Annotated in this window: 8 protein-coding genes; 5 read left to right on the top strand and 3 right to left on the bottom strand. The window is 67.4% G+C overall.

The genetic code is table 11. The features are described 5' to 3' along the window. The first annotated feature begins 3 nt into the window (after positions 1–3). The 5 genes from tsaE (at position 4) to trxA (ending at position 9,291) form a co-directional block, all read left to right on the top strand. Positions 4–1,515 (top strand): tRNA (adenosine(37)-N6)-threonylcarbamoyltransferase complex ATPase subunit type 1 TsaE, encoded by a 1,512-nt coding sequence (gene tsaE, locus CO731_RS04490; protein ID WP_108606129.1) that lies wholly within the window; start codon positions 4–6, stop codon positions 1,513–1,515. 26 nt (positions 1,516–1,541) lie between these two features. Continuing rightward, the gene (locus tag CO731_RS04485) at positions 1,542–2,246 is read left to right on the top strand and encodes a nucleotidyltransferase family protein (RefSeq protein ID WP_108606128.1); all 705 of its coding nucleotides are present in this window, start codon (positions 1,542–1,544) and stop codon (positions 2,244–2,246) included. Beyond that, the gene (addB, locus tag CO731_RS04480; protein ID WP_108606127.1) at positions 2,243–5,368 is read left to right on the top strand and encodes a double-strand break repair protein AddB; all 3,126 of its coding nucleotides are present in this window, start codon (positions 2,243–2,245) and stop codon (positions 5,366–5,368) included. Before CO731_RS04485 ends, addB begins: the two co-directional genes overlap by 4 nt. Beyond that, positions 5,365–8,895, top strand: coding sequence for a double-strand break repair helicase AddA (addA, locus tag CO731_RS04475; RefSeq protein WP_108606126.1), 3,531 nt, complete (start codon positions 5,365–5,367; stop codon positions 8,893–8,895). The genes addB and addA overlap by 4 nt, the downstream gene beginning before the upstream one ends. A gap of 75 nt (positions 8,896–8,970) precedes the next feature. Beyond that, positions 8,971–9,291 (top strand): thioredoxin, encoded by a 321-nt coding sequence (trxA, locus tag CO731_RS04470; RefSeq protein WP_108606125.1) that lies wholly within the window; start codon positions 8,971–8,973, stop codon positions 9,289–9,291. A gap of 79 nt (positions 9,292–9,370) precedes the next feature. Here trxA and CO731_RS04465 read toward each other — a convergent pair whose 3' ends face one another. The 3 genes from CO731_RS04465 to trpA are packed head-to-tail and all read right to left on the bottom strand — an operon-like array spanning position 9,371 to position 12,539. Then, the gene (locus CO731_RS04465; RefSeq protein WP_108606124.1) at positions 9,371–10,702 is read right to left on the bottom strand and encodes a folylpolyglutamate synthase/dihydrofolate synthase family protein; all 1,332 of its coding nucleotides are present in this window, start codon (positions 10,700–10,702) and stop codon (positions 9,371–9,373) included. Between the two features lie 37 nt (positions 10,703–10,739). Beyond that, positions 10,740–11,663, bottom strand: coding sequence for an acetyl-CoA carboxylase, carboxyltransferase subunit beta (accD, locus tag CO731_RS04460; RefSeq protein WP_108606123.1), 924 nt, complete (start codon positions 11,661–11,663; stop codon positions 10,740–10,742). Positions 11,664–11,699: 36 nt separating this feature from the next. Continuing rightward, positions 11,700–12,539, bottom strand: a complete 840-nt coding sequence (gene trpA / locus CO731_RS04455; RefSeq protein WP_108606122.1) for a tryptophan synthase subunit alpha — start codon at positions 12,537–12,539, stop codon at positions 11,700–11,702. Between the last annotated feature and the right edge of the window lie 2 nt (positions 12,540–12,541).

The following is a 12,541-nucleotide window of genomic DNA, read 5'->3' as shown; positions in this document are numbered from 1 at the left end:
TTCATGGCGGCCAGATCGCTGGAGCGATTCCTGCCTGACGAGGCCGCCACCACGCGGCTGGGCGAAGATCTCGCCATGGCGGTCAAGCCGGGCGACGTGTTGCTGCTCGACGGCGACCTCGGCGCCGGCAAGTCGACGCTGGCGCGCGGCCTGATCCGGGCGCTGGCGGGTGATCCCTGGCATGAAGTGCCGAGCCCGACCTTCACTCTGGTCCAGAGCTACGACACGCCTGTCCCCGTCCATCATTTCGACCTCTACCGCCTGTCTTCTTCCGAGGAGCTCCAGGAACTCGGCTTCGATGAAGCCGTCGCCTCGGGTGTGGCTCTGGTAGAGTGGCCGGAGCGCGCCGCCGACGCGATGCCCGCTGCCAGCCTGCGGCTCGCTATCGAGCACGAGGGCGATGGCCGCTGCATCATCATCTCGGGCGATGGCCCGGCCTTCGACCGCGTCGCCCGATCGCTCGCCATGCGAGATTTCCTCATCTCAGCCGATTTTGGCGAGGCGCGCCGCGCCCGCTTCACCGGCGACGCCTCGGCGCGGGGCTACGAAACCGTCAGCCCGGAAGGCCGGGCATCACTGGTGCTGATGAACTCGCCAAGGCTGGTACTCGGTCCACCCGTCCGCGACGGCAAGCCCTATGCCGAGATCGCGCACACCGCGCAGACGGTTGCTGCCTTCGTCGCCATCGACCGGGCGCTTGCAGCGGGCGGCGTCACCGTGCCCGGCATCGTCGCACAGGATCTCGACCAGGGCTTTCTGCTGCTCGAACATCTCGGCACCGGTGCTTTCCTCGACCCCGAGGGCAAGCCCATCGCCGAGCGCTATGCCGCGGCGGCTGAACTGCTGGCGATGATTCACGGGAAACACTGGGACGCCCGGCTCGAAGCTGCGCCCGGCGTCGTTCACCAGGTTCCTCCCTTTGACCGCGATGCGATGATGATCGAGGTCGACCTGCTGGTCGACTGGTATGTGCCGGCCGTCACCGGAGCGCCCGCATCCGGCGCGCTTCGCGACGGTTATCATGCCGCCTGGAACGCCGTCTTCGACCGCCTCGCCGACAAGCAGTACGGGCTGGTGCTGCGCGACTACCACTCGCCCAACATCATCTGGCGCGCAGACAAGAAGGGTTTCGACAGGCTCGGCATCGTCGACTTCCAGGACGCGCTGATCGGCCCGGTCGCCTATGACGTCGCCTCGCTCGCCATGGACGCGCGGGTCACCGTGTCGCCCGAGATCGAGCACGACACGGTCAACGCCCATGTCGCCGCCCGCCACGCCGCCGGCAGCTTCGATGAGGCCGCTTTCCGCGAGGCCTATGCCATCATGGCGGCACAGCGGAACTCCAAGATCCTCGGGATCTTCGTCCGCCTCGACCGGCGTGACGGCAAGCCGCAATATCTGAAGCACCTGCCGCGCATTCGCGACTACCTGCACCGGGCGCTGGCGCATCCGGTATTGGCCGAACTGCGCGACTTCTACCGCGACAACCGCCTGCTCGAGGAATTTGACACGTGAGTGGAGCGAAGATCCCGTCAGTCGCCATGGTTCTCGCAGCCGGTCTCGGCAAGCGCATGCGGCCGATCACCGAGACGATGCCGAAACCGCTGGTGGAGATATCTGGCAAGACCCTGCTCGACTGGGGCCTCGACAGCCTGGCTATAGCAGGCGTCGAACGGGCCGTGGTCAACGTCCACTATCTGCCCGACCAAATCGTCGCGCATGTCGCGAACCGCAAGCAGCCGCATGTGCTCATCTCCGACGAACGCGACGGCCTGCTGGATTCCGCCGGCGGAATCGTCAAGGCGCTGCCCGAGCTGGGCACAGCTCCGTTCTACATCGTCAATGCCGACACCTTCTGGATTGATGAGGGCGCGCCTAACCTTGCCCGCCTCGCCCTTGCCTGGGACGATGCGCGCATGGATATTCTGATCATGCTCGCGGCTCTCCCTCAGGCGACCGGCCATTCCGGCGGCACCGATTTCCTCGTCGCGTCCGACGGCCGGCTGAGCCGTGCCAAGGGTGCGCCCGAGGGGCTGATCTATGCCGGTGCTGCCATCATCAATCCCCGCATCTTTGAAGGCGCGACCGCCACCCCAGCCTCGCTCAACCGCTATTTCGACCAGGCGATATCGGCCGGGCGCCTGTTCGGCATGCAGATGCAGGGCAGCTGGATCACGGTCGGCACCCCCGATGCCATCGCGCCCGCCGAAGCCGTGGTGAAAAGGGCATTGGCGGGAGCGCAATGAGCGGCCGCGCGTCGCCACGCGTCCTTTCCATCCCGCCCGGCGCTCCCTTCCTGCCGACGCTGGCGGCATCCCTGCTCGACGGCACCCTGATCCCCGACTTCCGCTTCGACGGCGACCCGCTGGCACTGGCCGACGTCACCATCTACGTGCCGACGCGCCGTGCCGCGCGGGCGTTGCGTGGGGTCTTCGTCGACGCCGCCGGCGGCCGCTCGGCCATCCTGCCTGTCATCAAGCCGCTCGGCGAGTTCGACGAGGACGAGGCTGCCTTCGAGGCCGAGGGCGGAGCCGCGCTCGACCTGGCACCGCCGATTTCGTCCATCGACCGCCTGCTGACGCTCGCGCCGCTGGTGCGCGCCTGGAAGCGCCGCCTGCCCGCCCATGTCGCCGCCCTGTTCGAGGAGGAGGTCGTGGTGCCGGCTTCCGCTGCCGACGCTATCTGGCTGGCGCGCGATCTCTCTGGCCTGATGGACGAGATCGAGACCGAAGGTTCCGACTGGGCCAAGCTCGCCGGCCTTGTCTCGGGCGAACTCTCCGGCTGGTGGCAGGTCACGCTCGATTTCCTGTCCATCGTCACTTCGGTCTGGCCCGACCTGCTCGCCGAGCGCGACCAGTCCAACCCCGCCGCCCACCGCAGCGCCCTGATCCGGCTCGAGGCCGAGCGCCTCAGGCGCAATCCGCCGGCAGGTCCGGTCATCGCCGCCGGTTCGACAGGCTCGATCCCGGCCACCGCCGAGCTTTTGGCAGCAATTGCGCGCCTGCCGCGCGGTGCCGTCGTGCTTCCGGGGCTCGATGCCTCGCTCGACGAGGTCGCCTACGATGCGATCACCGCGCCCGACCTCCGCGCTTCGGTGCTCGGCCACCCGCAATACGGCCTCGCCAAGCTGATCGGTAAGATCGGCATCCTGCGCCGCGACGTCGAAGAACTGGGTGTCCCGTCGCCGGCGCTGGTGCGCCGCGCTGCAATCGTCGGCGAAGCGCTGCGCCCGGCCGAAACCACCGACGCCTGGGCCGAAAAGCGCGGCAGCGTCAGCGATGCCGAAATCGCCGACGCACTCGCCGGGGTCACTCTGCTCGAAGCAGCCCACGAGCGCGACGAGGCTGCGGCGATTGCCATCGCGTTGCGCGAGGCGGTCGCACAGGAAGGCCATCGCGCCGCCCTCGTCACTTCCGACCGCAACCTCGCCCGCCGCGTTGCCGCCGAACTGCGTCGCTTCGGCATTCAGGCCGATGATTCCGGCGGAGTGCCGCTGGCCAACACCCCGCCGGCCGCCCTGTTGCGCACCATGGTCGAGGCGGCCATCCGCCCCGGCGATCCTGTCGCCGTGCTGTCGCTGCTCAAGCACCCGCTGCTGCGGCTCGGGCTGGAGCGCCACGTCGTCAGGCGGGCCGCCGAGACCATCGAGCTGGTGGTGCTGCGTGGCGGCGTCGGCCGACCCGATGTCGCCCGGCTCGCCGAAGATTTCGACGCGCGCCTCACCGGCATCGGCGATGCGTCGCGCAAGCCTTTCTGGTTCGACCGCATCAACGCCCGGCGCATCGAGGAGGCGCGCGACGTTGCGGTCAGGCTGGTCGCCGCAGTTGCGCCGCTCGCCGCCCTTCGTGGCGACGAGGCCATCGAGCTCGGCATGGTCGTGCGCGCCACCGTCGAGGCGTTCGAAAATCTCGGCCGAGACGAGCTTGGCGGACTGGCAACCCTCTATGACGGCGATGCCGGCGCCAAGCTGGCGGAATCGCTGCGCGGGCTGGTCTCGGCCCAGGCGAGCTTCAGCTTCGCCGTAGCCGAATGGCCAGACGCGCTCGACGCGCTCGTCGCCCCCGACGCGGTCAAGCCGTCGCAAGGTGCCGACCGGGCCATCTCGATCTGGGGTGCGCTCGAGGCGCGCCTGCAGACGGTCGACACGCTGGTCATCGGCGCGCTCAACGAGGGCAGCTGGCCGCGCAAGGCCGAGGCCGATCGCTTCATGTCACGCGTCATGAAGACGGGCATCGACCTCGAACCGCCGGAGCGTCGCATCGGCCTCGCCGCTCACGATTTCCAGATGGCGATGGGCGCCAGGAATGTCGTGCTGTCGCGCTCGGCCCGCTCGGGCGATGCACCCGCCGTGCCGTCGCGCTGGCTGCAGCGCCTGCTGACCTATGTCGGCCCCGACCACGCCGCCGTGCTGCGCAAGCGTGGTGCTACGCTGCTCGGCTGGGCGCGCCAGCTCGACGCCGGCGAGAAGGCCGACTTCGCCGCCCGCCCGGACCCCAAGCCGCCCGTCGCGGTGCGGCCGCGCCGCTTCTCGGTCACCGAGATCGAGACGCTGCGCCGTGATCCCTATGCCGTCTATGCGCGGCGCATCCTGAGGCTGATTCCGGTCGACCCGCTGGTTCGCGATCCCGGTGCCGCCGAGCGCGGCACGCTGTTCCATGACATCTTGCACCTGTTTTCGGCGACGGTGGGTGATCCGCGCGCACCGCAGGCGCTCGACGTGCTCATCGCCGCCGGTCGCCACTGCTTTGCCGAGGCTGCCTTGCCCGCCGATGTCGAGGCCGTCTGGTGGCCGCGCTTCGAGCGCATGGCCGAAGGCATCCTCGAATGGGAGCGCAGCCGCGCGGCCGCCGTCGCCAGCCGCCATGCCGAAGAAAGCGCCGGCGCCACCGAGGTCGGCCGGACCGGCGTCACGCTGTCCGGCCGCGCCGACCGCATCGACCTGCTCGCCGGCGGCATGGCCGACATCATCGACTACAAGACTGGCTCTTCGCCTTCCAAGGCGCAGGCGCACACGCTGATCGCGCCGCAGTTGGCGCTCGAAGGCGCCCTGCTTCGGCGTGGCGCCTTCCACGAACTCGGCAAGCGCGAACCGTCGCAGCTCGCCTTCGTCCGTCTGAAGCCCAATGGCGAGGTGTTCGAGGAATCGATCCTCGAACACAACCGCAAGCCCAAGTCGGCGGCGGAGCTTTCGGAAGAGGCCTGGACGCGGCTGGAGCAACTGCTCCAGCACTACGACGATCCCGCCACCGGCTATCTCTCCCGCGCACTGCCCTTCCGCGAGGGCGAAACCGACGGCGACTACGACCATCTCGCCCGTGTCCTCGAATGGTCGGCTGGCGGCGACGGCGGCTCGGAGGGCGAAGAATGAAGAAGAAGTTCTTCGTTCCCCAGGAAACGGCAGATCGCCAGGCCCGCGCCTCCGATCCCGGCAACTCCGTCTGGGTGTCGGCCAATGCCGGCTCGGGCAAGACCCACGTGCTGTCGCAGCGAGTCATGCGGCTGCTGCTGCGCGGCACAGACCCGTCGAAGATCCTGTGTTTGACCTATACGCGCGCCGCCGCCGCCAACATGTCGAACCGCGTCTTCGCCAATCTGTCCGAGTGGACCATGCTGCCCGACGTAGAGCTGGCCGAGCGCATCACGGCCCTCGACGGCGCGCGGCCTGACCGGGCCATGCTGCGCCGGGCGCGCCGCCTCTTCGCCGAGGCGCTGGAAACGCCGGGCGGCCTCAAGATCCAGACCATCCACGCCTTCTGCGAGTCGGTGCTGCACCAGTTCCCGCTCGAGGCCAACATCGCCGCCCATTTCGAGATGCTCGATCCGCAGATGGAGGCGACGCTGTTCGCCACCGCACGGCGAGAGATGGTGACGGGCGGCGCGGCCAATCCCGAACTCGCCGAAGCCTTCGCCATGGTGCTGGAACGCGGCGGCGAGGCCGGCCTCGATGCGCTGCTTTCCGAGATCGTCGCCAAGCGCGACGGCCTGCGCGCCTTCATCGGCCAGATCATGGACTTTGCCTGGCCGTTCGGAGCGCTCTACGAAGAGTTCGGTTTCGCACAGGGCGACAGCGCCGAAGCCATAGCCAGCTCGATCTGGCCGCTGCCCGGCTTCGAGCCCGCCTTCTTCAACGCCTTTGCCGCGGCGGCCGACGCCACCGACGCGCGCAGCGTGCTCAACAACATCCTGCCCTATGCCAGGCTGGCCTATGCCGAACCCGACCCGATCCGGCGCCTTGGGCTGCTGGCCGATGGCTTCCTCAAGGCCGACGGCGATCCCTACACGCAGAGCGCCTTCAAGAAGGCGCTGCTCGACCGTCTGCCCGACCTGCCCGAGCGTTACCAGGCGACTTCGGATGCGATCATGCACGCCTCCGACCGACTCGCCCATTTCCGCATGCTGGAGGCGACGCGCGCCGCACTCACCATCGCCGACTGGCTGATCGCCCGCTACGAGCGGCTGAAGACGGGCCGTGGCTTCCTCGACTTCAACGACCTCATCACCCGCACGGTCAACCTGCTCGCCCGCCCCGATGCCGGACCCTGGGTCCAGTACAAGCTCGACAAGGGCATTGATCACATCCTGCTCGACGAGGCGCAGGACACCAGCCCCGACCAGTGGGAGGTGGTGAAGCGCCTGGCCGAGGAATTCTTCGCCGGCTCCGGCGCGCGCGACCATGTCCATCGTACCGTCTTCGCCGTCGGCGACGAGAAGCAGTCGATCTACTCGTTCCAGGGCGCGGCACCCGAATCCTTCGACGATTCGAAGCACGAATTCGCCACCCGTATCCGGGCCGCCGAGGCACGCTTCGAGGATGTCACGCTGACCTGGTCGTTCCGTTCCACCGACGACGTGCTGTCAGCCGTCGACCGCGTGTTCGAGGATCCGACTGTGCGTCGCGGCGTCACCCGCGCGCCGGAGCCGCCGAGCCACAAGGCCATCCGCGCCGGCGCCCCCGGCTATGTCGAGGTCTGGCCTTCTGTCGGCACCGACGTGGTCGACGAGCCTGACGACTGGCGCAAGCCCATCGACCATGCCCACGCGCCCGCCGTGGTGGTGGCCGAGCAGGTGGCGGCGACGATCCGCAAATGGCTCGACGACGGCGAGATCGTCGAAGGCACCGGCAAGCGGCTGCGCGCCGGCGACGTCATGGTGCTGGTGCGCAAGCGCGACCGCTTCGTCCATGCGCTCTCCCGCGCCCTCAAGCGCCGCGACATCCCCGTCGCCGGTGCCGACCGGCTCAGCCTGCCCGGCCACATCGCGGTCAAGGATCTGATTGCGCTCGGCCGTTTCCTCATCCAGCCCGAGGACGATCTGTCCCTCGCCGCCGTGCTGCGCAGCCCCATCTTTGGCTTCTCCGAAGACGCGCTGTTTGCGCTCGCTTCGGGCCGCCCCGGCAGCCGTTCGCTGGTTGCCTCGCTGCGCACTGCGTCCGAAACGGATGTGGTGCTGAAGGCGGTCGCCGACCAGCTCGACGCCTGGGCCACCGAAGCCGCGTTCCGGCCGGTCTTCGAGTTCTACTCCGGCGCTCTCTCGGGCGGCCGCGATCGCGACGGCGTGCGCAAGAAGATGATCTCGCGCCTCGGCCAGGAGGCCGGCGACATTCTCGACGAGTTCCTCAACTTCTGCCTGGCGGAAGAGCGGACCGGCCTGCCCGGCCTAGAAGCCTTCCTGTCGACGCTGGAAAACACCGGCCCCGAGATCAAGCGCGAGATGGACCAGACCCGCGACGAGGTCCGCATCATGACGGCACACGCCGCCAAGGGGCTGGAGGCGACTGTGGTGTTCCTCGTCGACAGCGGTTCGGCGCCGTTCAGCGACCAGCACCTGCCACGGCTCATGCCGTTCCTGCCGAAGGCCAGGCACTGGCACGGCAAGGGTTACCTCTGGCGCGCCGGCGCCGATGTCGCCAACGCCTTCTCCAAGGGTGCTGCCTTGACCGCCCGCGAACTGGCCGACGACGAGTATCGCCGCCTGCTCTATGTCGGCATGACCCGTGCCGAGGATCGTCTCATCGTCTGCGGCTATCACGGCAAGCGCGCGCCGGGCGGCAACACCTGGCATTCGATCGTTTCGCGGGCGCTGTCGGCCGCACCTGAGAGCGAGCTGCGCGACCATCCCGTCGTCGCCGATCTCAAGGTCCATCGTTTCCGCGTAACGCCCTTGTCGGGTGCGCCAGAAATAGCGCCTGAGCGCGAGGCAGCCGGGTTGGCCGCCCCGGCGCCGCTGCCGGGCAGCCTGTTCGACCGGCCGCCACCCCTGGAGGACCTGCCGCGGCCGCTGTCGCCGTCAGGTGCCTCAGCGCTGATCGAGGAAATCGAGGAGCCTGTCATCTCCGGCCGTTCGCCGGTGCTGGATGCCGATGGCGAGCCCGCCTTTGCCATCGCCCGCGGCTCGGCGCTGCACCGGCTGCTGCAGATGCTGCCGCGCCTCGATCCTGCGGAGCGGCGCCAGGCCGCCGAACGCTATCTCGCCCGTGCCGGCAGGGGCTGGGATGAAGTGCAGCGAAGCTCCGCTCTCGCCTCGGTGTTCTCCGTTCTCGAGGACCATGATTTCGCGCCGCTGTTTGCACCCGCCTCGCGTGCCGAAGTGGCGGTCATGGGCAGTCTCGATGTGCGTGGAAAGCCACGCTCGGTGTCAGGCAAGATCGACCGGCTGGCGGTCACCGATGACGAGGTTTTGATCGTCGACTACAAGACCAACGCCTCGCCGCCGGCCTCGCTCGACGAGGTGCCACATGCCTATGTCGTGCAGCTTGCGCTCTACCGGGCGCTGCTCCAGCCGCTCTATCCCGGCAAGGCCGTTTCGGCCGCTTTGCTGTTCACCGAGGCGCCGCGGCTGATCCCTTTGCCCCCTGCTGCCATGGACGCCGCCCTTGTTCGACTCACCCAAGCGTGACACAACGGGTGCTTGACCAAGGGTCCGCGCACTACCACATATGGCGCGACAGCTAACCGCAAGAGGATCGGCATCATGGCCACCGTCAAGATCGACAACAGCAATTTCAAGACCGGCGTGCTCGAGGCCAAGGAGCCCGTCGTGGTCGATTTCTGGGCCGAATGGTGCGGTCCCTGCAAGATGATCGGTCCGTCACTGGAAGAGATTTCCAACGAGCTCGCCGGCAAGGTGAAGATCACCAAGGTCAACATCGACGAGAATCCCGAGATCGCCGCCCAGTTTGGCGTGCGCTCGATCCCGACGCTGATGATCTTCAAGGATGGCGAAGTGGCCGACATCAAGGTCGGCGCCGCTCCCAAGACCGCCCTTTCGCACTGGATCGCCGGCAACGTCTGAGCCGAACCAGTCTGGATACGAAAAAGCCCGGCACTGCCGGGCTTTTTTTGTTGGGTCGTCTCGACAATATCAGGTCAGGTCAGGTCGGCGGCGTGCCGTTCGCGGCCAATACCTCGCCGACGAGATAGAGCGAGCCGCCGATCAGGATGCGCGGCGCCGGCTCGTTCTCGTTCCAGGTATCGCGCAACAGCATCAGCGCGTTGGCGACCGAGCTCACCGGTTCGGCCGAAAGCCCGGCTTCCGTAGCACGAACCGCCAGTTCCTCATTGGGCACGCCGCTTTCGCTCATCGTCACCGGCACGGTGTAGACATGGCGTGCCATGCCGTGGAACGGACGGAAATAGCCGGCCTGGTCCTTGGTGTTGATCATGCCGGAGATCAGGAAAAGCGGCCGTGGGGACTTCTCTTCCTGCTCGGCAAGCGCTTCGGCGATCACGGTGCCGGCGCCGGGATTGTGGCCGCCGTCGATCCAAACCTCGGCACCTTTCGGAGCCAGCTCGGTCAGCGCACCTTGCGGCATGCGTTGCATCCGCCCCGGCCAGGCCACCGACGTCATCGCCTTGTCGATGGCGCGTTCAGTAAGGGGGAAGCCCGCTGCCTTGACCGCGGCAATGGCCGCCGCGGCGTTGGCAAACTGGTGGCGTCCCGGCAGGCGTGGCGGCGAAAGGTCCATCAGCCCGCTCTCGTCCTGGTAGACCATGCGGCCGTTTTCCTCGAAGGCGACGAAATCCTGGCCGTAGACCTCGAGCGGACAGTTCAGCCGCTCGGCGGTGTCGATCAGCACCTGCTGTGCCGCTTCGGTTTCCTGGGCGCCGATGACGACCGGGCAGCCGCGCTTGATGATGCCGGCCTTTTCGGCGGCGATCAGCTCGACCTTGTCGCCGAGATAGGCCTCGTGATCCATAGACACCGGCATGATGACCGAGCACGCCGGCCGCTTGATGACGTTGGTCGCGTCGAAGCGCCCGCCGAGCCCTACCTCGATGATGCAGACGTCGGCCGGATGTTCGGAAAACAGGACGAAGGTGACGGCGGTGAGGATCTCGAAGACGGTGATCTTCTCGCCGCGATTGGCTTCGCCGACGCGTCGGACCGCATCGGCCAGCACGTCGTCGGCGACAAGCTTGCCACCGCCGGGTGCGGCGAGGCGATAGCGCTCGTGCCAGTTCACCAGATGCGGCGAGGTGTGGACGTGGACCAGCCGGCCGGAGGCCTCGAGCAGCGCGCGTGAAAACGCGGCGGTCGAGCCCTTGCCGTTGGTGCCGGCGATGTGGATCACCGGCGGCATGTGGTCCTGCGGATTGCCGAGGCGTTCGAGCAGCCGCGTGATGCGGTCGAGCGAAAGGTCGAAACCCTTCGGATGCAGCGCCAACAGGCGCTCGATTTCGAGATCGGCTTCGAGCGTGGTCATGGCAAATCCCCCGGGGCCAAGGGCCGTGTCTGTGTGGTCAGGCCTGCGGGCGTCGTTCCGGAACCGGTACGACAGGCGGCAGGATCTCGGCCTCGGTGGTCTTGGCCGCAACCGGCGCCTTGGTCAGGATCTTGAGCAGGTTGGCGATCGTGGACTTGAGCTCGAGCCGCGACACCACCATGTCGACCATGCCGTGGTCCATCAGGTATTCCGAGCGCTGGAAGCCTTCGGGCAGCTTCTCGCGGATCGTCTGCTCGATGACGCGCGGGCCGGCGAAGCCGATCAGCGCACCGGGTTCTGCGATATGCACGTCGCCCAGCATCGCATAGGACGCGGTCACGCCGCCGGTCGTCGGGTTGGTCAGCACCACGATGTAGGGCAGGCCTGCTTCCTTGAGCCGGTCGACCGCCACCGTCGTCCTGGGGAGCTGCATCAAGGACAAAATGCCTTCCTGCATGCGCGCGCCGCCCGAGGCGGCAAACAAGATCAGCGGGCGCTTCTTCTCGAGTGCGACCTCGAAGGCGCGGATGATCGCGTCGCCCGCCGCCATGCCGAGCGAACCGCCCATGAAGGCGAAGTCCTGCACGGTGACGACGACGGGAAGGCCCTCGATCTTGCCGGATCCCGACAGGATCGCGTCTTCCATGCCGGTCTTGGCCTTGGCATCCTTCAGGCGGTCGACATAGCGTTTCTCGTCGCGGAACTTCAGCGGGTCGGTGACGACTTTCGGATTGTCGATCGGGTCGTAGCGGCCGTCGTCGAAGAAGAAGCGCAGCCGTTCCTTGGCCGAGATCTTCATGTGATGGCCCGACGACGGGATCACATACTGGTTCTCTTCAAGGTCCTTGTGGAACACCATCTCGCCGCTCTCGGGATCCTTGATCCAGAGATTGTCGGGTATCTCGCGGCGGCCCAGCATCGAGTTGATCTTGGGGCGGACGTAGTTGGTAATCCAGTTCATGACAGCGGTCCTCTTCGTCCCGGGGACATGGGGTATTTATTGGGCGGTAGCAAGGCGTGCAGCACGAATGCCCTGGGACAAGCCGTTGACCAGCGTTGCGACAGCCTCGGCCGGATCGGCGGTTTTCTCGCCCTTCGGCCCGATGACATTGGCAACCGCATTGACGATCGCGGTACCGACGACCACGCCGTCGGCCGATGCGCCGATGGTCTTCGCCTGCTCGGCGGTCTTGACGCCGAAGCCGACGCAGACCGGCAGGTCGGTATGGGCCTTGATGCGCTTCACCGCTTCGGCCACCTTGCTCGTGTCGGCCAGCGCCGAACCGGTGATGCCGGTCATCGACACGTAGTAGACGAAGCCGGACGTGTTCTCGAGCACCTTGGGCAGGCGCTTGTCGTCGGTCGTCGGGGTCGCCAGGCGGATGAAGTTGATGCCGGCCTTGAGTGCGGGGATGCACAGTTCGGCATCCATCTCCGGCGGCAGGTCAACGACGATCAGCCCGTCGATGCCGGAGGCGATTGCATCCTCGAGAAAGCGGTCGACACCATAGATGTAGATCGGGTTGTAGTAGCCCATCATGACGATCGGCGTCTCGTTGTCGTCCTTGCGGAACTCGCGCGCCATCTGAAGCGTCTTGCCCAGCGTCTGGCCGGCCTTCAGCGCGCGCAGGCCGGCGGCCTGGATCGCCGGGCCGTCGGCCATCGGGTCGGAAAACGGCATGCCAAGCTCGATGATGTCGCTGCCGGCCTTGGGCAGCGCCCTCATGATCGACAACGATGTCTCGTAGTCGGGGTCGCCGCCCATGAAATAGGTCACCAGCGCGGGACGGCCTTCGGCCTTGAGCTTCGCCATGCGGCGGTCGATGCGGGTCGTCATGA

The sequence above is a fragment of the Aminobacter sp. MSH1 genome, assembly GCF_003071665.1.
Taxonomy (GTDB): domain Bacteria; phylum Pseudomonadota; class Alphaproteobacteria; order Rhizobiales; family Rhizobiaceae; genus Aminobacter; species Aminobacter niigataensis.
The sequence above is the reverse complement of the archived record's forward strand: the minus strand, read 5'-3'. Positions and strand labels throughout refer to the sequence as shown.

Coding starts and splice junctions, on each gene's coding strand:
- tsaE (WP_108606129.1), top strand. CDS start 4: ATGGCGGCCAGATCGCTGGAGCGATTCCTGCCTGACGAGGCCGCCACC.
- CO731_RS04485 (WP_108606128.1), top strand. CDS start 1,542: ATGGTTCTCGCAGCCGGTCTCGGCAAGCGCATGCGGCCGATCACCGAG.
- addB (WP_108606127.1), top strand. CDS start 2,243: ATGAGCGGCCGCGCGTCGCCACGCGTCCTTTCCATCCCGCCCGGCGCT.
- addA (WP_108606126.1), top strand. CDS start 5,365: ATGAAGAAGAAGTTCTTCGTTCCCCAGGAAACGGCAGATCGCCAGGCC.
- trxA (WP_108606125.1), top strand. CDS start 8,971: ATGGCCACCGTCAAGATCGACAACAGCAATTTCAAGACCGGCGTGCTC.
- CO731_RS04465 (WP_108606124.1), bottom strand. CDS start 10,702: ATGACCACGCTCGAAGCCGATCTCGAAATCGAGCGCCTGTTGGCGCTG.
- accD (WP_108606123.1), bottom strand. CDS start 11,663: ATGAACTGGATTACCAACTACGTCCGCCCCAAGATCAACTCGATGCTG.
- trpA (WP_108606122.1), bottom strand. CDS start 12,539: ATGACGACCCGCATCGACCGCCGCATGGCGAAGCTCAAGGCCGAAGGC.